The sequence below is a fragment of the Pseudomonas sp. DTU12.1 genome (genome assembly GCF_009873475.1).
GTDB classification, from domain to species: domain Bacteria; phylum Pseudomonadota; class Gammaproteobacteria; order Pseudomonadales; family Pseudomonadaceae; genus Aquipseudomonas; species Aquipseudomonas proteolytica.
This window is the reverse complement of sequence record NZ_CP045254.1, coordinates 2455485-2476831: the sequence shown is the minus strand read 5'-3', so window position 1 is coordinate 2476831 and position 21347 is coordinate 2455485. Positions and strand designations below refer to the sequence as shown.

20 protein-coding genes are annotated in these 21347 nt (G+C 62.5%); 4 read left to right on the top strand and 16 right to left on the bottom strand.

Translation table 11 applies throughout. The features are described 5' to 3' along the window. Positions 1–12 precede the first annotated feature (12 nt). The 9 genes from GDV60_RS10840 to iolC form a co-directional block, all read right to left on the bottom strand. A complete protein-coding gene (locus GDV60_RS10840) occupies positions 13–1551 on the bottom strand; it encodes a sugar ABC transporter ATP-binding protein (protein ID WP_159907128.1) in 1539 nt (512 codons plus the stop codon). 62 nt (positions 1552–1613) lie between these two features. Then, positions 1614–2549 (bottom strand): sugar ABC transporter substrate-binding protein, encoded by a 936-nt coding sequence (locus GDV60_RS10835; RefSeq protein ID WP_029293060.1) that lies wholly within the window; start codon positions 2547–2549, stop codon positions 1614–1616. A gap of 48 nt (positions 2550–2597) precedes the next feature. Continuing rightward, the gene (locus GDV60_RS26550) at positions 2598–2771 is read right to left on the bottom strand and encodes a hypothetical protein (RefSeq protein WP_166647900.1); all 174 of its coding nucleotides are present in this window, start codon (positions 2769–2771) and stop codon (positions 2598–2600) included. Between the two features lie 156 nt (positions 2772–2927). Next, on the bottom strand, positions 2928–3962 hold the full coding sequence (locus GDV60_RS10830; RefSeq protein ID WP_159907126.1) for a Gfo/Idh/MocA family oxidoreductase: 1035 nt from the start codon (positions 3960–3962) through the stop codon (positions 2928–2930). A 136-nt stretch (positions 3963–4098) separates the two neighbouring features. Then, a complete protein-coding gene (locus tag GDV60_RS10825; RefSeq protein WP_159907124.1) occupies positions 4099–5109 on the bottom strand; it encodes a Gfo/Idh/MocA family protein in 1011 nt (336 codons plus the stop codon). Between the two features lie 19 nt (positions 5110–5128). Further along, positions 5129–7060, bottom strand: coding sequence for a 3D-(3,5/4)-trihydroxycyclohexane-1,2-dione acylhydrolase (decyclizing) (iolD, locus tag GDV60_RS10820; RefSeq protein WP_159907122.1), 1932 nt, complete (start codon positions 7058–7060; stop codon positions 5129–5131). A gap of 33 nt (positions 7061–7093) precedes the next feature. After that, the gene (iolB, locus tag GDV60_RS10815) at positions 7094–7888 is read right to left on the bottom strand and encodes a 5-deoxy-glucuronate isomerase (protein ID WP_092235538.1); all 795 of its coding nucleotides are present in this window, start codon (positions 7886–7888) and stop codon (positions 7094–7096) included. Next, entirely contained in the window at positions 7885–8778 is an 894-nt protein-coding gene (gene iolE / locus GDV60_RS10810) for a myo-inosose-2 dehydratase (protein WP_159907120.1), read from the bottom strand. Before iolE ends, iolB begins: the two co-directional genes overlap by 4 nt. Positions 8779–8865: 87 nt before the next feature. Further along, on the bottom strand, positions 8866–10803 hold the full coding sequence (gene iolC / locus GDV60_RS10805; protein WP_159907118.1) for a 5-dehydro-2-deoxygluconokinase: 1938 nt from the start codon (positions 10801–10803) through the stop codon (positions 8866–8868). A 241-nt stretch (positions 10804–11044) separates the two neighbouring features. On the opposite strand from iolC, the gene GDV60_RS10800 reads away from it, so the two are divergent. Then, positions 11045–11950: a MurR/RpiR family transcriptional regulator gene (locus tag GDV60_RS10800; RefSeq protein WP_159907116.1), complete on the top strand. Its 906-nt coding sequence runs from the start codon at positions 11045–11047 to the stop codon at positions 11948–11950. 144 nt (positions 11951–12094) lie between these two features. On the opposite strand, the gene GDV60_RS10795 is transcribed toward GDV60_RS10800, so the two are convergent. Beyond that, complete coding sequence (locus GDV60_RS10795) at positions 12095–12982, bottom strand: hypothetical protein (RefSeq protein ID WP_092235530.1); 888 nt, start codon at positions 12980–12982, stop codon at positions 12095–12097. 395 nt (positions 12983–13377) lie between these two features. On the opposite strand from GDV60_RS10795, the gene GDV60_RS10790 reads away from it, so the two are divergent. Together GDV60_RS10790 and GDV60_RS10785 are read left to right on the top strand one after the other, a co-directional pair. Beyond that, on the top strand, positions 13378–14061 hold the full coding sequence (locus GDV60_RS10790) for a response regulator transcription factor (protein ID WP_029293076.1): 684 nt from the start codon (positions 13378–13380) through the stop codon (positions 14059–14061). Further along, positions 14039–15427 (top strand): HAMP domain-containing sensor histidine kinase, encoded by a 1389-nt coding sequence (locus GDV60_RS10785; protein WP_159907114.1) that lies wholly within the window; start codon positions 14039–14041, stop codon positions 15425–15427. The genes GDV60_RS10790 and GDV60_RS10785 overlap by 23 nt, the downstream gene beginning before the upstream one ends. A gap of 156 nt (positions 15428–15583) precedes the next feature. Here the strand turns inward: GDV60_RS10785 and GDV60_RS10780 are convergent, their stop codons facing one another. From GDV60_RS10780 to GDV60_RS10765, 4 genes are all read right to left on the bottom strand, one after another. Further along, entirely contained in the window at positions 15584–16000 is a 417-nt protein-coding gene (locus tag GDV60_RS10780) for an SRPBCC family protein (protein WP_159907112.1), read from the bottom strand. 71 nt (positions 16001–16071) lie between these two features. Beyond that, complete coding sequence (locus GDV60_RS10775; protein ID WP_029293082.1) at positions 16072–16242, bottom strand: metallothionein; 171 nt, start codon at positions 16240–16242, stop codon at positions 16072–16074. 90 nt (positions 16243–16332) lie between these two features. After that, positions 16333–16788 carry a DMT family transporter gene (locus GDV60_RS10770; protein ID WP_070995228.1) on the bottom strand — a complete coding sequence of 152 codons (456 nt, stop codon included), beginning with the start codon at positions 16786–16788 and terminating at the stop codon, positions 16333–16335. Positions 16789–16792: 4 nt separating this feature from the next. Next, the gene (locus tag GDV60_RS10765; protein WP_178121282.1) at positions 16793–17284 is read right to left on the bottom strand and encodes a DMT family transporter; all 492 of its coding nucleotides are present in this window, start codon (positions 17282–17284) and stop codon (positions 16793–16795) included. 116 nt (positions 17285–17400) lie between these two features. On the opposite strand from GDV60_RS10765, the gene GDV60_RS10760 reads away from it, so the two are divergent. Beyond that, complete coding sequence (locus GDV60_RS10760) at positions 17401–18333, top strand: LysR family transcriptional regulator (RefSeq protein WP_029293089.1); 933 nt, start codon at positions 17401–17403, stop codon at positions 18331–18333. 1 nt (position 18334) lies between these two features. Here GDV60_RS10760 and GDV60_RS10755 read toward each other — a convergent pair whose 3' ends face one another. Beyond that, positions 18335–19654 carry an Nramp family divalent metal transporter gene (locus GDV60_RS10755; RefSeq protein WP_159907110.1) on the bottom strand — a complete coding sequence of 440 codons (1320 nt, stop codon included), beginning with the start codon at positions 19652–19654 and terminating at the stop codon, positions 18335–18337. Positions 19655–19756: 102 nt separating this feature from the next. Next, positions 19757–21331: a DUF726 domain-containing protein gene (locus GDV60_RS10750; RefSeq protein WP_050492765.1), complete on the bottom strand. Its 1575-nt coding sequence runs from the start codon at positions 21329–21331 to the stop codon at positions 19757–19759. Between the last annotated feature and the right edge of the window lie 16 nt (positions 21332–21347).

The window sequence follows — 21347 nt, the reverse complement described above, 5'->3', positions numbered from 1 at the left end:
CCTTTTTATTGGTTAGTGGACTGCCGTCATACCGGAAGCCAACTGCATGACTTTTTCCTGGGTGGCCTCGGCCCGGTCCAGGGTGCCCATCAAATCGCCTTCGTGCATCACCATCACCCGGTCGCTCATGCCCAGCACTTCCGACAGTTCCGAAGAAATCATGATCACCGCCATGCCCTCGCTGGCCAGGAAGGCGATCAAGCGATAGATCTCCGCCTTGGCGCCGACGTCGATGCCACGGGTCGGTTCATCGAGGATCAACAGCCGTGGCTTGGTCATCAGCCAGCGGGCCAATAGGGCCTTTTGCTGATTGCCGCCAGACAGGGTGTCGATGCACTGCTCAAGGGAGGGGGTTTTTACCCGCAGCTTCTTGCACATTTCTTCGCACAAGGCCCGCAAGGCTTTTTGCTGGAGGAAGCCATTGCCCGAGTAATGGGGCAGCACCGCCATTTCCATGTTTTCCAGGACTGACAGGCACGGGAACAGGCCGGTGAGCTTGCGATCCTCGGTCAACAGCGCAAAGCCCTGCTTGATAGCCATGTGCGGGTCGCTGATGCGCAGCACCTGGCCGTCGAGGCGGATTTCGCCGCCGTCGCTTGGGGTAATGCCGAAGATCGTTTCCGCCACATTGGTACGGCCCGACCCCATGAGCCCGGCAATGCCGAGGATTTCACCGGCATGCAGGTCGAAGGACACGCCCTGGAACACCCCATCCAGACGCAGGTCGCGCACCGACAGCAGCAACTCGCCAATGGGTGTGTCGCGCACCGGGAACAGCTGGCTCAATTCACGCCCGACCATCATCGAGATCAAGCTGTCGCTGTCCATGCTGTCGGCCCGTTGCAGGCCGATATAGGCGCCGTCGCGAAACACCGCCACTTCATCGGCGATCGCAAACACTTCATTCATTTTATGGGTGATGTAGATGATGCCTTTGCCCTGGGCCTTGAGGTCGGCAATGATCGAAAACAGATGGGCCACTTCCTTGTCGGTAATCGCCGACGTCGGCTCATCCATGATCAGGATGTCGGAGTCGTAGGACACCGCCTTGGCAATCTCCACCATCTGCCGCTCGGCAATGCTCAGGTTGCCGACCAGCTCCTCGGGGTCGAGGTTGATCCGCAGCCGCGCCAGCAACTCGGCCGTGCAGCGGTGCATGGCCCGGTGGTTGACCAGGCGCAGGCCATTGAGCTGCTCGCGGCCGATCCAGATATTCTCGGCGATGCTCATATGGGGCATCAGGTTGAGTTCCTGGTGGATCATCGCGATACCCGACTGCAAGGCGGCCAGGGGCGTCTCAAACACCACCGGCTTGCCCCGCAGGCGGATTTCGCCGGCGTCTGGCTGGTAAATGCCGGCGATGATTTTCATCAGCGTCGACTTGCCGGCGCCGTTCTCCCCCATCAGCGCCAGGACCGAGCCGGGGCGCACCCGCAGTTGCACATCGTCCAGGGCCACGACGCCGGGAAAGCCTTTGCTGATATGGGCGATTTCCAGCAGGTAGGGTTGTTCCAGGCCTGTGGGCTGCAAAGCAGTCGCTTGAGCGAGCATATCGGGGCTCCATCGGCAGGGCGATCGTGACCACCCTGCTGGCTTATTGTTGTGATTGAACGCTATTTGAATGACGCGACATTGTCCGGGGTGATCAGTTGGAAAGGCACCACGACGTTTGGCTCGACCGCCTCGCCCCTGGCCATTTTCACTGCCGCCTCCACCGAACCGACCGCCTGCCCCTTGGCATCCTGGAACACCGAGAGCGCCATCTCACCCTTGGTAATCGCATTCAACCCGTCGGGCGTGCCATCAACCCCACCAATCAATACGCTGCCCGGTTTGACGCCGGCGGTTTTCAACGCCATGGCCGCGCCAATCGCCATTTCGTCGTTGTTGGCGACCACCGCATTGAACTCACGGCCCTGGGTCAGCCAATCGTTCACCAGGGTCATGCCCTTGTCCCGCAACCAGATCCCGGTCTGCTCCTGCTCAATCTTGATATCCGGATACTTACCCAGGATCTCCTTGACGCCCTTGGTGCGATTGGTCGTCGAGTTGTTGGCCAGGTCGCCCAGCAGAATCACGATTTTGCCTTTGCCGCCCATCTTCTCGGCCAGGTACTGCATTTGCAGCTTGCCGGCCTCGACGTCATTGGACGTCACCGTCACCACCCCTTTGGGCAGGTCGGTCTGGTCCGGGCGGCGGTTGACGTACACCAGCGGGATACCGGCTGCCACGGCGGCTTTGGTGATGCGCGCGGTAGAGGCCGTGTCCACCGGGTTGACCACCATGGCATCGACTTTCTGGCTGATAAAGTTCTCGACCTGGCTCAGTTGCTTGACCACGTCGGCGCGGGCATCTTCGAACTGCAATTGCACACCATCGCCCTTGGGGTAGGACTTGGCCTGCTTGTCCATATCTTCACGCAGGTAAGTGAGAAAGGTGTCGTCGAACTGCGACATGCTGACGCCAATCTTGATATCGGCGGCCGCGGCCACGCCACTGGCGAGCATCATCGACAAGGCCAGCGAGGCGAAACGGATCTGGGTCTTCATGAACGGTCTGTCTCCACTTTCTTGTTGGTTTTCTGGAAGTAGCGTCTATCAGAGCGATGAGTTTGCGGCAGGCAGCCGTACCACCGGCGCGCCCGGAATGCAGCACACCAGGGCGCCCTTGCTTTCGACGCAAAGGACATTGAGAAAAGAAAAATAGAAGGGTCGTGTGCGGGGCGGGAAGGCAGTACGTAACACGCGCAGTACAGCGTTGAAGATTTTCATCTGACGGTACCTGGTTGTTTTGATCTTGTTTTTGTTGAGTCCCCGCGCCTTCTTTATAAAGGAAGGTCGAGACGGACTTTCGGCAACCTGGAAATGACTTTATTGGAAAATAATTTCCATATCAACTGATTTTAGAATTTTATTCTATTTCCACTCTCAGCCTTCCAGCGTCGCCATCTCCACCACCTGCCGGCGCTCGGCGCTGAGCCTGGCGGCATCCAGTACATGGGTGGTTTCCCAGGCATCCCTGGCCTGCACCGGTAACTCGCCCTGGCCTTGGACGGCGCTTTGCAACTGGCGATAGAACTGGTTCCAGGCGCCCTTTTCCGAGGGGATACGCTCGCGTTCCGCGCCCTGTTCAAACCAGCCCCAGCGTCGGTGTTCTTCGGCGCCCCAGTGTTCGCCCTCGGTCTTTGGATTCTTGCCGGCCAACAGCGCCTCCTCCTGGCCGTCCAGGCCTTCGACGGTATAGCAACCCGCCGTGCCATTGACCCGCAAGCGCGGGGCCGGGCAGTTTTGCAGGGCGCTGCCCCACAGGTGGGATATCACCCCGTTGACGTGGGTCAGGCAGACGAAGAAGCCATGATCGAGCGTGGGGTGTTCGGCGCTGTACTGCAATTGCGCAAACACCCGCTCCACCGGGCCGAACAGTTGCAAGGCCTGGTCCACCAGATGGCTGCCCAGGTCCCGCAGGAACCCGCCGCCACTGGCATTGCCCAGCGCGTGTGGGGTGTAGCGTTCCACACGGGACTCAAAGCGGGTGATGGTGCCCAGGGCGCCAGCGTCGATCAGCTTGCGCAAGGTGAGGTAATCGGAGTCCCAACGCCGGTTCTGGTAGACGCTGAGCTTCACCCCTTCGCGCTCGGCGGCGGTAATCAGCGCGCGGGCCTGCTCGGCATTGCTGGCAAAAGGTTTGTCGCTGACCACCGCCACACCGTATTCGATAGCCTCCAGCACCAGCGCCGGGCGGCCCTTGAGGGTGGTGGAAATCACCAGCACATCCACCCCGGCCTCGACGATCTGCCCAATGCTGTCGAAGGCGGGCAATCCGGGATGCTCCGTCGCCAGTTGCTGGCGCCGCTCGGGGGAGCGTGTCACCACGCCAACAAACGTCGCCCCGGGCAATGTGGCAATCAGCGGGGCATGAAAAAAACGGCCACCGTGGCCGTACCCAACCAGTCCGATGCGCATGGTTCAACTCCTCTCGTGATCTGCAAACCCAATCAAAATGTAGGAGCTGGCTTGCCTGCGATAGCGGTGGATCAGGTTAGAAATACTTGACTGATCCACGGTCATCGCAGGCAAGCCAGCTCCTACATTGACCGCGCTAGCCGTAGAACGCCGGGCGATCCGGCAAGCTGACCTTGACGATCTGCCCACTGCCCTGGGCCTCGATACACGCATCCGCCGCCACCGCCGCGGCAAACCCATCCCAGGCCGATGGCCCACCCACCTGGCCGGCACGCACGCCATCGATAAAGGCCTGCAGCTCGACGTCATAGGCTGCGATAAAGCGGTCTTTCCAATCCATCAAAATCGCATTCGACAGCTTGGCGCCGCTGCGCAATTGCACCTGGGACGGCTCCGGCAATTTGGCAATCCCGGTCTCCCCCACCACTTCACACTGGATGTCGTAGCCGTACTGGCAGTTCACAAACACTTCCACATCGATCCGCGTGCCCCTGGCGGTTTCCAGTAGCACGATCTGCGGGTCGCGCAAATGGCTCAGGGCCTTGCTGGTTTTACGCGGGAACACCACCTGCACCGACACATAGTCATCGGCCAGCAACCAGCGCAGCACGTCCAGTTCGTGGATCAAGGTGTCGGTAATAGCCATGCCGGTGTTGTAGTTCTCGCCCACCGTCGGGTTGCGGTGGGCGCAGTGCAGCATCAGCGGCTCACCGATCTGGCCGCTGTCGATGACCGCCTTGAGGGCCTGATAACCCTGATCGTACGGGCGCATGAAACCGACCTGGACCAGGCGCTTGCCGTGGGCTACCTCGGCCTCGACGATGTTGCGACAGCCCCGAGCCGTGACCGCCAGGGGCTTTTCGCAGAACACCGGTTTGCCCGCAGCAATCGCCGCCAGTACAAACTCCTCGTGGCTCGGCCCCCAGGACGTGACCAGCACCGCCTCGACCTGCGCCGACTGGATCAGCGCATGACCATCGGCGTACACCTCGGCACTAAGTTGCAGGTCCGCCACCACCTGGGCCGCCTGTTCAAGGTTGATATCGGTGACCGCCACCACCTGGCTGTTGAGCAAGGTCTGGCTGCAACGGCGGATATGGTCCCGGCCGATCGCGCCCGTACCGATCACACCCAGCTTCAAAGACATGGCAACACTCCTCTTATTGTCAGTACTGCCGGGCCTTGGCCAGGCGTTCATTGAGTTGTTTGGCGCAGGCGTTGGTGCGCTCGCTGGTGGACACCTGGGCCACACCGACCCGCCACCACGACAGGTAGCCGTGGATCATGGTCTTGGGCAAAACCTTGATGTCGATCAGCGTCGACACGCTTTGCCCGCGCGCATCGGCCAACGCGGCGTGCAGTTGCGCAAGGGTTGTGACCTTGTAGGTCTTGCAGCCATAGGCCGCTGCGCTCATGGCGAAATCCACCGGCACCAGGCCGCCATCGAGCTTGCCGCTGTCAGGGTTGCGGAAGCGGAACTCGGTGCCGAAGCTGTCCATGCCGTTGCCCATCTGCAGGTTGTTGATGCACCCGAAGGCCATGTTGTCCAGCAGCACCACGTTGATCTTGCGCCGCTCCTGGATCGAGGTCGCCAGCTCCGAATGCAGCATCATGTAGGAGCCATCGCCGACCAGGGCGTAGACCTCGCGCGCAGGCTCCGCCAGCTTCACGCCCAGGGCCGCATTAATCTCGTAGCCCATGCACGAATAGCCGTACTCCACGTGATAGGTGTTAACCCCCTTGCTGCGCCAACTGCGCTGCAAATCCCCCGGCAGGCTGCCGGCGGCGGCGACAATCACCGCGTCGTCGGCCAGGGTCTGGTTGAGCACACCCAGTACCTGGCTCTGGGTCAGGCAGGAGCCGGTCAGCTCGATAAATTCGCGCAGCACCGCCGGGTCCATGTGGTCATTGATCTCGGGGGTGAAGTCGGCGTCGGTGTAGCGCGCCTGATAGACCCGGTCGACCTCGGCATCCCCTTGCGCACGGGCCAGGCGTGGCTGCTCGCCCCATTGCGCGGTGTAATCGCCCAGCGCGTCGGCCAGTGCCAGCAGCCCGACCCTGGCATCGGCCAACACCTGGACCCCGTCGAGTTTCAGCACATCGCCGGGGCTGATATTGAGGTTGAGAAACTGCACCTCGGGGTGTTGGAACAGCGATTTTGAGGAGGTGGTGAAATCGCTGTAGCGCGTGCCAATGCCGATGATCAGGTCGGCGTCCCGGGCCAGCAGGTTGGCGGCCAAACACCCGGTTTCACCGATGCCGCCGACATTCAAGGGGTGGCTGGAGACGATGGCGCTCTTGCCGGCCTGGGTCTCGGCAAAGGGGATCTGAAAGCGCTCGGCAAACGCTTGCAGCGCGGCATTCGCGCCGGAGTACTTGACCCCGCCACCGCAGATAATCAGCGGCTTGCGCTTGGACTTGAGCAGCGCGGCGGCATCTTGCAGCATCGCGTCGGTGGCCGGGCGGCGGTCCAGGCGGTGCACACGTTTTTGCAGGAAGTAATCGGGGTAATCCCACGCCTCGGCCTGCACGTCCTGGGGCAAGGCCAGGGTCACGGCGCCGGTTTCGGCCGGGTCGGTCAACACGCGCATGGCGTGGATCGCCGCACTCATCAACTGCTCGGGGCGGTTGATGCGGTCCCAGTATTTGCTCACGGCGCGAAACGCGTCGTTGGTGCTGATACTCAGGTCATGGAATTGTTCGATCTGCTGCAACACCGGGTCCGGCTGGCGACAGGCATACACATCGCCCGGCAGCAGCAACAGCGGGATGCGATTGGCCGTGGCGGTCGCGGCAGCGGTGAGCATATTCGCCGCGCCGGGGCCGACCGACGCCGTACAGGCGTAGATCTTGCGCCGCAGGTGCTGCTTGGCAAAACCAATCGCGGCATGGGCCATGCCCTGCTCGTTGCGGCCCTGATGCACCACCAGGTCGCCACTGTCCTGCTCCAGGGCCTGGCCCAGGCCCAATACATTGCCGTGGCCAAAAATGGTGAACACCCCGGCGACGAACTTGCTCTGCACGCCATCGACTTCGATGTACTGGTTATCGAGGAACTTCACCAGGGCCTGGGCCATGGTCAATCGGGTTGTGGTCATGTTTAGCACCCGTGTCTTTTGGATTTGGCGTCGTTAGAGATCCAGCAACCAACTGTGCTGCGGGTCGTTGTGAAAGTGCCAGGCGCGCTTGGGCCCGGCCATCACGTTCAAGTAATACGATTCGTAGCCATACGGCACGCTGACCGGGTGATAGCCCTTGGGCACCACCACCAGGTCGTGGTTTTCCACGGCCATGGCCTGGTCGATGCTGCGGTCGTCGGTGTACACCCGCTGGAACACAAAGCCCTGGGGCGGGTTGACCTGGTGGTAGTAGGTCTCTTCCAGAAAGCTCTGGTGCGGCAGGTCATCGGTATCGTGCTTGTGTGGCGGGTAGCTGGAGGAATGCCCGGACGGCGTGCGCACCTCCACCACCAGCAGCGAGTGAGCCGGTTCGCTATCGGGCAGGATGTCGCAGACATAGCGGGTGTTGGCGCCCTTGCCGCGCACGCTGCGCTTGCAGTGCTCGGGGCGGATCAGCCGGGGCGCAAGACCGGCGGCAGCAGAGCCCGGCGCAGCGCACACGGCGATCTGCACATCGCTCAGGGCCGTCACCTGGGCAACCGTGTTTGGCGGCAGGTAGGCTGCGAACGGCGATTTATCCTCGAACACCGACCGGCGATCCCCGAGGTTCTGCCAACTGAAACCTTCGCCGTCGATCGTCACCCGGCCACTGAGCAGCACCAGGCACAGCTCTTTGTCGTCGGCACTGACCGCCAGCGTTTGCCCCAGGCCCAGGCGGTAAGCGCTAAACCCCACATACTCCAGGCCGCCGGCCGGCAGCGCGACCAGGGTTTGCCCACGGGGCGTGCTTTTGACCAACAGGCTCATTGTCCGGCCCTCGCATCCAACAGCGCGCGCAAGGTATCGAAGCCTTTTTTCGCATAGATATAGCTGGGCGCCACAGCCGGATCCTGCTCGGCCTCCACCACCAACCAGCCGCTGTAGCCGACGCCCAGCAGCACGTCCAGCAACTCGGCAAAGTCGATATCGCCATCGCCGGGCACGGTGAAGGTGCCGTTGACGATGCAGTCGGGGAAGCTCCACATCTGGTTGCGCGCCAGTTGCACCACCGGTTTGCGCACGTCCTTGAAATGCACATGGCAGATACGGTCCAGGTGCTTGCGCAGCACCTCCACCGGTTCGCCGCCCCCCATATAGCAGTGCCCCGAATCGAACAGCAGGCCAACCTCGGGGCCAGTGAGGCGCATCAGGGTGTCGATGTCTTCCGGGGATTCGACATAGGCGCCCATGTGGTGGTGATAGGCCAGGCGCACGCCCTGGGACAGGGTAAAGCGCGCCAGTTCGGTGAGCTTGTCGGCATAGCTCTGCCATGCCTGTTCGCTGTGAAAGCGCGGGCGTTCGAGCAGGCGGATCGGCGCGCCCTGGATCGAGTCGGCCACCTCGCCGTAGACCAGCACCGTGGCGCCATTGTCGCGCAGCAGTTGCACATGGCTGGCGATAGCGTCGATTTCTTCAGCCACCGAGCGCCGGGCCAGGCGGCTGGAGTACCAGCCGGAGACCAGCGCCAGGTCGTAGGGACGCAACACATCACCCACGCCCTTGGCGTCCTTGGGGAATTTGCCGTTGAGCTCGAAACCTGCGTAGCCAATGGCCTTGCCTTCGCTGAGCGCGGTGCTCAAGGGCGTCTCGCCGCCCAGGGCCGGCAGGTCGTCGTTGCTCCACGAGATGGGGTTGATGCCAATACGGATTGCGGGCATGGCTGCACCTTTTATTGTTTTAACCTTGAGGCTGCTGAAATCTGCTTCTGTGGGAACTGGCTTGCCAGCGCCTACAGTTGAGCGTGTTTAAGTTCTCGCGCTGCGCCAGGCCTGGATCAGTTGTTCGAAGGTCTGCTGCACCTGCTGGATCAGCGTTTCGTCGTCAATTTCACCCGCCATCCATGCCCTGCTCGGCTCCTGGAAGATCGTCCGGCCCACGGCAAACCCACGGCAGGTCCGGCTCTGGCTGGCCTGCTGGAAGCCCTCGGCCAAAGAATCTGCCGGGGCATTGAGGCCCAGCAATACCACGCCCCGGCAATAGGGATCGCGCTCTTCGATCAGCTCATCGAGCTTGCGCCACTGCTCGGCCGTCTGCGCCTCGATCTTCCACCACGCCGGGTAGATGCCCAGGTTGTACAAACGCTTGAGGCTGCGATAGAGCACATCCGGGTAGGTCGAGGGATGATCCTTGGGTGGCACTACTTCCAACAGCAGTTCATGGCCACTGGTTTGCGCCGCTTGATACAGGGCCTTGAGCTGCGCTTCCTGCTCCAGGCGCAGCAGCGGCTCGTCGTCGGGGTGAAACTGCACCAGGCACTTGATGATTTGCTCCTGGGGCCAGGCGATCAGGTTGCTGCCGATCGAGCGGCCGTGTTCGAACGCCAGCGGCCGCGAGCCCTGGACCTCCACCGGGCGCGCGACCCACCAGCCACGGCCACTGGCGGCGTTCAGCGCATCCTGGCCAAAACGCTGGTCGGCCAAAATGCCCACATCGGCCTCGACGCCCTGCTCACGCAGCTTGCCCTCCACGCGTTCGACCGCCTGGATAAACAGCTGCTTGATCGCAGTGATCCGCGCCGGGTCCTGGCCGCCTTTTTGCGCCAGCTCCAGCAGTTGCCAGCGATGATCGAAAGCGAACACAAACAGCTGCTTCCAGGCCTTGCGCGGCACACTGACCTGATGCAGGCGCTGCAACACCGGGTCCTGGTCCGGCCGGGTGATCGGCACCGGGCTGCTGAACAGGTACTCAAGCTCGGCCGGGGTCGGCATCGCCGGCGCGCAGGCATGGCGTGACACCACCAACCCACCGCAGGCATTGGCCAGTTGGCAGCAGCGCGCGTCATCGGCGTCGTTCAACCAGCCGCTGAGAAAGCCCGCCATAAACGCATCGCCGGCACCCAGCACGTTAAGCACTTCGACCCGCACACCGGGGTAGATCGCGCCGTCTTCCAGGCGCGCCGGGATGGGCCCATGGATCACCGTGCAGCCTTGCGGGCCGAGCTTGACCACCAGCGTGGCGGTCGTCAGTTGACGCACCGTGCGCAAGGCGCTGAGCAGGTCTTGGCTGGCGCCGGCAATCAGGAACTCTTCCTCGGTGCCGACAATCAGGTCAAAGCGCGGCAGGATGCCTTGCAGGTGCTGGCTGACGTTCTGGTCGGCAACAAAACGCGTCTCGCCGTCAGCCTTGCCCGCCAGGCCCCAGAGCACCGGGCGGTAGTCGATATCCAGCACGCGCTTGACGCCGTGCCGCTCGGCGTAGTCCAGGGCCTGGAGGCTGGCCTGGTACACGCCATCGGTAGAAAAATGGGTGCCGGTGATCAACAGCGCCTTGCTGCTGGCAATCAAGGGTTCGCGGATATCCGCGGCGCACAGGGCCATGTCGGCGCAGTTTTCGCGGTAGAACACCAGGGGGAAGGTTTCGCGGTCCTTGAGGCCCAGCAGGACCATGGCCGTCAGGCGCTGCGGGTCGACGGTGATACCGCTGACATCGCAGCCCTCACGCACCAACGACTCCACCAGGAAGCGCCCCATATGATCGTCGCCGACCCGGCTCAACATCGCCGACTTGAGCCCCAACCGCGCGGTGCCAAAAGCGATGTTGGCGGAGGAACCGCCCAGGTATTTGGCGAAACTGGTGACATCTTCCAGCCGCGCTCCGACTTGCTGCGCATACAGATCGACGCCCAGGCGCCCAAGACAAATCAGATCCAATTGACGCCCACTGGCAAAACGAGTCTGGCCCATGCTGGCTCCTGTTATTTTTATCAGCCCGCGCCGGCCATCGTGATGGCGACGCTCTTGGTGGATGCAGACTAGGACGTCCCACGCCATCAATCAATATTTATTCCATAAATATTTTATGTGGAATATATATTCCATTAAGATATTTTTTGCCGCCTTCCCTGTAGACTTGCGCCCATCGACCTATTGTCAGGGGCAAGGTGCCGCTCACCTGCCCTGTAAGAACAAGCCAAAAGGATTGCCCATGTCCCGCACCGATCAGCAGGCTCCCACCGAGACGCTCGCCAGCCCTCCGATCAATGCCGAGCGTCTGTTGCAGCTGATCACCGATGAATACGAAAGCCTGCCCCGCCAGCTCAAGCGCATCGCCAGCTACATGAGCCAGCAGAGCGATCGGATCATGGTCGATCGCATCAGCGATATCGCCCGGGAGTGCGAAGTCCACCCATCGGCCATCGTGCGCTTTTCCCAGCGCTTTGGTTTCAGCGGTTTCAGTGAAATGCAGGCGCTGTTTCGCGAGGCGTATACCCACAAGACCACGCCGGTGCAGAACTACCAGCAGCGCATTCGCAGCATGATCGCCAACAAGTCGCAGAAAGCCAGCGGCGGCGATCTGGCCCGTGAATGCGTGAATGCCACGCTGTCTGGTATCGAGCGCCTGGGCCTGGAGTTGGACGACGCCGCCTTCGAGAAAGCCGTGGACCTGGTGGTCAACGCCGACAATATCTACGTGGTCGGGGTGCGCCGGTCTTTTGCAGTGGCCGACTACCTGGTCTACAACCTGCAACACACCAACAAGCGCATCCACCTGGTCTCGGGGCTGGGCGGCAGCTACCGCGAACAGATGCGCAGCGTGCGTGCCAATGACCTGGTGATCGCCATCAGCTTTACCCCCTACGGCAAGGAAACCCAGCACTGCCTGCGCATCGCCCAGCATCACCAGGCCAAGACGCTGATCATCACCGACAGCAACCTGTCACCGTTGGCCAAGCGTGCCAACACGGTGTTGCTGGTCAATGAAGGGTCGTCGTTTGCGTTCCGCTCGCTGAGTGCCACGCTGTGCCTGTGCCAGGCGCTGTTTATTGCCGTGGCGTACCGGCTGGAGCTGAAGGTCGATGAGATTCACGAGCAGGTGGGGTTTGACGATTAAAAAAAAGGCCGCCCCTGCGATACAGGAGCGGCCTTGATCAAGCACCTCAGTGGATCAGTGCATAAAGATCGCGATCAGGATAATGACCGGGATAGGCACACCGAGGAACCACAGCAGTAATGAGCGCATGACGTTCTCCTTTAATTAACGAATGGTTTCCAGGTACACCACGGCATCCCGGCGGCGACCGCCGAAGGTTGCGGCGAAGCTGGCAAAGAAGGCACCGAGCAACAGCGCGACGAAGGTCCACAGCGAGGTCACGGCGGCGATCTTGCTGGCGGTATCGGCGGCCTGCTTGGCCTTCAACTTGGCATCTTCCAGGGCTTTGCGGGCATCACCGTAGACCTGGTCGACACGCCGTTCGGCATCGGCCTGGCTGAGGTTGGTGCGCTGGCTGATCAACTGCGCCAGGTAGGCGCGGTCTTGCGGGGCCAGTTGGCCATCGTTGCCCAGGGTGCGGGCGAAGATCCGCGCCACCACGCCATGCACTGCGTCATCGCTGGCCGCTGCCGGGCGATCATCGCGGAACAGGCTGTCGACGTAATAGCCGAAGTCATCGCCATTGGCCGCGTTGCCGGCCGCCTGGGTCAAGCCGCTGGCGGCGCCCGAGGCCACGCTGGCACCTGCCTGTACACCACCACCGACAATACTGCTGACCGAGCCGACCACCAGGGTTGCGGTCACCAGCGTGGCCACGGCCCAGGCGAGAAAGCCGTGGGCGGTGTCGCGAAAGTACACCTCATCGCCATGCATATTGGCCCACTTGACCCGCAGCCGGCCGGCGATATAACCGCCCAGCCCCGCCGCGACAATCTGGGTGAAGGCCAGCCAGACAATCGTGGAAATGCCCAGGCCCTTGGCGCTGATGCCGCTGTCGGCCCACGGCGACACCGCCGAAAAGCCCAGGCCGAAGCCCAGCAACACCAGGACCAGGGACAATGCAGCGGCAGCTGCGGCCCCGGCAAAGATCGCCCCCCAGGAGACCCCGGAGAGCGTGCTCGACTCTTGCAAAGTGGATGAGGATGTCATCATTGTTGTTGTGCTCCAGGCATGAAAAATGGTGTTACATCTGTCAAAAGGGACAGTGCAGGCGCCGTGCCAGTAGCCACAAAAATAAAAACCTTTTAATTTCAATGAGATAAGTAAGTTGAACTTCCTAGGATCATGCAACTTGCAAGAACGCCGCGTAAGTGGCGGGCGTTATGCATTCCCAAGCCATCCGCCAACCCCTGTGGGAGCGGGCTTGCTCGCGAAAGCGGTGTATCAGCACCGGGTGCATGTACTGATACACCGCTTTCGCGAGCAAGCCCGCTCCCACCTGTTGACCGAGGTAGCCTTAAGAACTGCCTACATGAATTTTCTTTTAGAAACCTCGCGATCATTTCTTGGCAAAATGCCCCCCATTCCCGTGTGACCAGGTAACCCTTATGACGCGCATTTTGACCATCGAAGACGACGCCGTGACGGCCCGCGAGATCGTCGCCGAGTTGAGCAGTCATGGACTGGACGTGGATTGGGTCGACAACGGCCGCGAGGGCCTGTCGCGGGCGGTGAGTGGCGATTACGACCTGATCACCCTCGACCGCATGCTCCCGGAGCTCGATGGCCTGGCCATCGTCACCACCTTGCGCACCCTCGGGGTGGCGACGCCGATCCTGATGATCAGCGCCCTCTCCGACGTGGATGAGCGGGTGCGCGGGCTGCGCGCCGGGGGCGATGACTACCTGACCAAACCCTTTGCCTCCGACGAGATGGCGGCCCGGGTCGAGGTGCTGCTGCGGCGCAACAATGCGCTCAAGACCGCGCAAACCGCATTGCGCGTGGCCGACCTGGAACTGAACCTGATCAGCCGCGAAGCCAGTCGCGCCGACCAGCCACTGAGCCTGCTGCCCACCGAGTACAAATTGCTGGAATTCCTGATGCGCAACACCGGGCAGATCCTCTCGCGGATGATGATCTTCGAGGAAGTCTGGGGCTATCACTTCGACCCGGGCACCAACCTGATCGACGTGCACATTGGCCGCCTGCGCAAGAAAATCGACCCGCCGGGCCTGACGCCGCTGATCCGCACGGTACGAGGTTCGGGCTATGTCATTGCTGAACCCGTCTAACGGCTGGCGCTCCTCCAGCAGCCGCTTGCTGGCCCTGTACAGCTCGCTGTTCGTGGCCTGGAGTTGCATCCTCATGGGGGTGCTCTATTACGAAGTCTCGGGTTACCTGGGCGACCTCTCGCGCCATTCGCTGATGCAACGCCAACACCTGTTCCAGCGCTTCGAGGGCGCGCAACTGGATGAAGCCCTGGCCACCAGCATGACCTTCGATATGAAGGGCATTGACGCCTATGGCCTGTTCGATGGGCAACAACGGCCCCTTAGCGGCCCGATCCAGCAGATCCCGGCAGACTTGCCCCTCGACGGGCACATCCATGCCCTGGCCAACTGCACCGAATCGGACGACCCGAAACTGCCCCGGGGCAGTTGCGATGCGGTGGCGACCCACACCCAGGATGGCCGCTGGCTGGTGCTGGTGCGCGATAACGGCTCGTTGCTGGGCGTGACCCGGATCATTCTGCAGGCTCTGCTCTGGGCAATCTCGCTGACCATCATCCCCGGCGTCGCCGGCTGGCACCTGCTACGCCGGCGCCCCTTGCGGCGGATTCGCGGGATCCAGGCCAGCGCCGAAGCCATCGTCGCCGGCGACCTGACCCATCGCCTGCCGCTGTCCAACCGCCGCGACGAACTGGACATGCTGGCGGCCATCGTCAACGCCATGCTTGAGCGCATCGAAAAGCTGATGAACGAGGTCAAGGGCGTATGCGACAACATTGCCCACGACCTGCGCACCCCACTGACCCGCTTGCGTGCGCAGTTGTATCGGATCAAGCAGCAGACCGCCGACGGCTCGCCCCAGGCTTTGCAGCTCGATGAGGTGATCAGCGAGACCGACACGTTGATGGCGCGCTTTCGCGGTTTGCTGCGCATCTCCGAATTGGAAGACCGTCAACGCCGCTCCGGCTTCCAGGTGTTCGATCCTTTGCCCTTGCTCCAGGAACTCCATGACTTCTACCTGCCGTTGGCGGAAGAAGGTCAGCTGGAACTGCTGTTGCAAGCCCCCGAAGCATTGCCCTCGGTTACCGGCGACCGGGCGCTGCTGTTCGAGGCCCTGGCCAACCTGCTGAGCAATTCAATCAAGTTCACCCCGCCGGGCGGCGAGGTGCTGCTGCGCGGCATCAATGATGCCGGCAGCACATGCATCGAGGTAATGGACACCGGCCCAGGGATTCCCGAAGCGGAACGGGTGGCCGTGTTCCAGCGTTTCTACCGGGTTGGTGACGGTCAGCAACAGGGCAGCTTTGGCCTGGGCCTGTCGATTGTGGCGGCGATCGTCAACCTGCATGACTTTGGGCTGGAAGTCGGCAGCAGCGAGCGCGGCGGCGCGCGATTGACCCTGCACTGCCGCGCACAAACCCCTCTGTAGAAGCCCTAGAGCCCCCCCTGTGGTGAGGGGGCTAGTCCCCCGTTGGGCTGCGCAGCAGCCCCAATAAGACCGCCGAGGTGTGTCTGTTCATTCGAGGGCGCCGGTTTTGGGGCTGCTGCGCAGCCCAACGGGGGACGAGCCCCCTCGCCACGGCAATCAGGCCGGGAAGTTTTTGCGCAGCGCCTCAACGCCGCCGGTGTAAACGCCGCTGAACAGCTCTTCAACCTCTGCATCGGTCACACCGGCAATCGGGGTGAACACACCCGACCAGGTGACTTTGGCCGAGTGCTCGCCCAGCGCTTGAACCTGCAATGTCGCCAGATACGCACTGACCGGGAACGGCGACTCACTGATGGTGTAGCTATAGGTGCGCGCCGCGTTATCAAAGGTCTGCAAATGCTCGACCACCACAGCGCCATCCACGGTCTTCAAGTGACGCACACGCCCGCCTTCGCCCGGCTCGCTCTTGGCAATCAGCGGCAACCAATCGGGCAACGAGTTGAACCCGCCCACCAGTTGCCAGACTTGATCGGCCGAGACCGGGATTTCAATGACAGCAGCTGCTTTGGCCACGATAAGACTCCACGATAGGGGGAAAAGTCAGGCAGCTTACGCTGCCTGGCGGTGTTGGCGCTATTGGCCGGTCAGCCGTGGGCCGACTTGGCACACTCGCACCCGGTGGCCGACTCGCACGGCTCACCATGGGCATGATGCTCGGCACAACCCTGGCAGCAATAGCCCTTACCGTCTTTGGTCACAGCGTTCTGCCCCAGTACACATTTGCAATGAGGGCAGGCACAGGTTGGATCTGGCATGATCAGACTCCTTTTTCATGGTCGTCCCGGTGCAGCGAATGCCGGCACCTTAAGCAGTGACTGCCGGCCGACACCCAAGGTTCAGCGCCGTTAATCAGCCTGGCGTGTACTGCTGCGATACATGAACACCAACGCCAATGCCAGGCACAGCATCGCCAACACCCGGCTAGTGGACAGTTCGATGGCCGTGTTGCCCATCCAGCCGAAGTTGTCGATCAGCATGCCCATGGCCAATTGGCCGACGATGACCGCCACCGTCGCCACCGCCGTGCCCACGATGGGTACCGCGCCGACCATCACCATCATGTACACCACGCCGAACAACGCCCCGGTCAATTGCCACTTGGGCACCTCGAGCAGGCTCACCGCCTGGGCCGGTTCGAAGAACAGAATCAACAGGCCGGTCACCAGCGTGCCCACCGAGAACGTCACCAGGCTGCTGCGCAGCACGCCGACGGTTTGCCCCAGGCGCCCATTGATCGCCGCTTGCACACTCAACACCGCGCCTGCGGCAACCACCAGCACCAACAATAGAATCAGATTCATCGCCTTAACCCCGTGCAATCAAAACAAGCGCTATCACAATCAACAGCAGCGCAATCCAGCGTTCGCCATTGACCCGCTTGCGGGCGGTGCCAAACCAGCCAAAGTGGTCGATCAGCACGCTCTTGCCGACCTGGCCGGAGAGGATCGCAATCATGGTCATGGCAATCCCGATATGGGGCGTGGCCAGGGTCAGCACCACCACATACATCGGCCCCAGAAAGCCACCGATCAGTTGCCAGCGCGGCAGTTCATTGAGGGCCGGGCCTTTTTGCGGGCCGCTGAACAGCAGGAGCAGCAGCAGGATTGCCGTGCCCACCCCGAAGATGCTCAAGGTCGCCCATAGGTGCCCCACCTGGGCGCCCAACGGGCCCAACAGGCCAGCTTCCACCGACAGGCCCATGCCCGCCAGGATCACCAGCGGCAATAGCAGCAGGCCCAGCCGGTGCTTGGGGCGGGCCGGCGTCTGGGTCGCGGCCTCGAGAGAAGAAGTTTGCATACACCACCTACACGTCAGAGAAGAACAATGGCGCGCATTATCCGGTGGCCCTGCTGTGCGATAAATGGGAGCATGCAGACAACACCTTTGCGCAGCACGCACAGAACGGAGTGACCATGCAGGGCTTCAACGAGTTGAGTTTCAAGGCGCTGCGCCTGTTTGTGGCGGTGCTGGACCACGGCAGCTTCTCCGAAGTCGCACGCCGCGAAGGCCTGGCGCCCTCCTCCATTTCCCGGCAGATCCAGTTGATGGAACAGGCCCTGAGCCAGCAATTGCTCTATCGGCATACCCGTGCGGTCAGCCCCACGGAAGCCGGGCGCTTGCTCGGGCATCATGCGCGCCTGATGCTGCAACAGCTGGAAGAGGCCGGGCAGGCCCTGCAAGAACAGGAAAGCGAACCCAGCGGCCTGGTGCGGATCAATGCGCCCATGGTCTTCGGCCAACGGCACCTGTCGCCCTGGCTGGCCGAGTTGTGCCAGCGATACCCCAAGCTGCAACTGGATATCCAGCAGACCGACACCTACGTCGACCCCTTGCAGGAAGGCGCCGACCTGTTGTTCCGAATCGGTGTGCTCAACGACTCCGGGATGCAGGCGCGCATTTTTGCGCCCCAGCGCTACCGCATCGCCGCCAGCCCCGAGTACCTGGCGCGCTGCGGCACGCCGCGCCATCCCGATGAGCTGATCAATCACCAATGCCTGGCGTACAAGGGCGTGAACGGCCAGCAGCGTTGGTACTTTCGCCGCGAACAGGGCGACTGGACGCCCTACACGGTCAAGGGCCCGATCACCGGCAACCACGCCGACACTCTGGCACGCGCTGCCGAACAAGGCCTGGGGTTCGTGGTGTTTCCTTCCTGGCTGATCGGCGACAGCCTGCGCGCCGGGCGCTTGCAGGCGGTACTGACCGACTACGAAGTGGCAACCACCCTGGAGCCGCAGCAGATTGCCGCCCTGTGGCCCGGCAGCCGGCGGTTGTCGGTGAAGGTCCGCACGGTCATCGACTTTTTTGTCGAACGCTTCGGCAGCGTGCCCTACTGGGACCGCTGAATCAGAACAGCCACTGGCCGATCAACCAGGCGTTGGCGCCACTGATCACGCTGAACAGGCTCCAGGCCAGGATCCGGGTGGGCAGGCGATTGACGAACGGCCCCATCAATTGGCGGTCGCTGGTCATGCGGATCAGCGGGTACAAGGCAAAGGGCAACTGCAGGCTGAGGACCACCTGGCTGAGGACCAGCAACTTGCCGATGGCATCGTCGCCCATCAACCACACCCCGAGGAACGCCGGGATCAGCGCCAGGCCACGGGTGATCAGGCGGCGTTGCCAGCAGGGAATCCGCAGGTTGAGGTAGCCCTCCATGATCACCTGGCCGGCGATGGTGCCCGTGAAGGTCGAGCTTTGCCCGGACGCCAGCAAGGCAATGCCGAACAGGATACTGGCAAAGGCACCGCCCACCAGCGGGTCCAGCAGGTGGTAGGCGTCCTGGATTTCTACCACCTCGGTATGGCCGGTCTGGTGGAACGCCGCAGCCGCCAGCACCAGGATCGCCGAGTTGACCAGCAGGGCCAGGGCCAGGGAGCCGATGGTATCGATGCGCGCCAGCTTGACCGCGTCCTGGCGGCTGGCCAGGTCCTTGCCGAACAGGCGGGTTTGCACGATGGACGTGTGCAGGTACAGGTTATGGGGCATCACCGTAGCCCCGAGGATACCGATGGCCAGGTACAGCGGCGCGGCGTCACTGATCGCCGAGAGGGACGGCGTGAAACCGCGCATGACGTCCGGCCAATAAGGCTTGATCAACACCAGTTCGACGAAGAAACACACGCCGATGGTCGCCACCAGCGCCAGCATGATCGCCTCCAGGCGCCGGAAGCCACGGTTTTGCAGGGCCAGGATCAGCAGCGTGTCAAAGGCCGTGATGACAATGCCGGTCGTCAGCGAAACCCCCAGCAGCAGGTGAAACGCCAGGGCGCAGCCAAGGACCTCGGCCAGGTCGGTGGCGATGATCGAGATTTCCGCCAGCACCCATTGCGTGCGCGCTGAACGCTGGCTGTAGCGTTCGCGGCACAATTGCGCCAGGTCCTTGCCAGTGGCGATGCCCAGCCGCGAACACAGGCACTGCACCGCCATCCCCGCCAGGCTCGCGAGCAAAACCACGAACAGCAGGTTGTAGCCGTAGCGCGAGCCGGCCTCGATGGCCGTGGCCCAGTTGCCGGGGTCCATGTAGCCGATGGAGATCAGCAGGCCAGGGCCGGCAAACTGCAGCACCCGTTTGAAAAACGACGCGCGCGGATCAACGGGGATGGTGCCCGCCACTTCCGGGGGGCAGAACGGGGCAGTGGCAATTTTCGGCAGGCTGAATTTCACGTTGGGTACCAGACAAATATATGGGTATCGGTGTTACCGGTGGCGAGGGGGCTTGTCCCCCGCTGGGCTGCGCAGCAGCCCCAAAACCGGCTATCCCGGTATCTAGGTGAGGCTTACTGGGGCTGCTGCGCAGCCCAACGGGGGACAAGCCCCCTCGCCACGGAGATCAAGCGCCTCGACTACCTGCGCTACCAGGTCCATTTCCTGATTCAGCGCCTCACGTTCCATACGCTGGCGAATCACCCCCAGCACCAACACCGCCAGGGTAGTGATGGAATACGCCGGCCCGGAAAACGCCCGCACCCCGCTCACCAGCAGCATAGCCGCCGCCAGCGCCTGCCCCACCACCGGAATCGCCGTGGCCGCACCTCGGCGCAGGATAAACCCGGTCAGCCCGGCCAGCGCCGTGCCGCTCAAGGCAGTGGTGGCCGAACGGCCGACATCGAATCGGTTGAAAAAACCCTGCTCCTTTTGCGCCGCCGCCCGGAGTTCGGCCTCGAACACCGCGCGGTCGGCCAGGCTGAGTTTGTCTTTGTACTGCTCGATCAGAGTCTCGGCGACCCGCTCTTCCAGGCTCACCAGGGCCACACTGTCGAGGGGCTGGTCAAACTTGAGCCCAACGCGCAGGGCCACGTCCTGGGCCAATTGGCGATAACTCACCCCATGCCCACGGGCCAGGTTCATAAAGCTGTCACCGCCCATGCGCTGCAACTCGATGGCCAGTTGCAATGGGTCGCGCACCTGGGCATCGATGGTCGCGCTGCGCTTGGCGGCCATCAGCTCGGCGAGAAACTGCAGCTCTGGCGCCCGTGCCTGACGCAGCACCGGCAACAGGTCCACGTCTTCCTCGGCAAAACGCACCTCGGCACTGCGCTGGTCCGCACGGATCATGCCGCGGCGCTCGTGCAGCAAGTCGGTGTACTGCACCACGGTTTTCAACTGCGGCCAGTAGGCAGCGTGGTCGAAGGTGACCAGATGCACATTGGTCACTTTGCCCTTGAGGGATGGCGTCAGGGGGATGGCGTAACGGCCAATGCAGCGCTCGGCATCCGGTTTGAGCGCCAGGGCCCAGTCCTTGCTGGAATGGCAGTTGATCACCCGCCCCTTGAGCGGCGCCGACACCTGTTCCCAGGGGCTGGACGTGCAAATCGCGCCGCCCATCAACAACAGGTGATTGAGCGGCAGCTCCCGGGCCAGTTCCGGGTTGGCCAGCAGGCTCTTGACCAGCAGGCGAGCGCCCAGGGAATGGCCGATCAGGTTGATCTGGCGCACGTCGATCGACTCGGCGTGCAGGTAGTTGGCCAGTTCCTCCAACAGCGTCCTGGCCACTTCGTCCACCCGCGCCTCGACACTTTTGTAGTGATCGAGAAAATAGCCCACCGCCTTGCCCAGGCCCACGGTGGCCGCACCCAGGGTGCCGCCGCCGAGCATCGAGGTGATGATGTCCTTGAAGGGCGCGAACAGGTTTTCCAGGAAATGCCCGGCGGGCCAGAACAGCATCAGGTTGGTCGAGCCCTCGATCCCCGCCAGTTGCGCCTGGAAACTGGCCAACTGTTGCTGGTTGAAAAACGCAGAATAGCCATGGACATAGAGATTGAGCACCTGCCCCTGGGGCTCGCCGCACAGCACGAACGAAGGCTTGCGGGTGCGGTGCATTTCATCCCACTGGTGTTGCATGAGGCGCTGGCTCCTG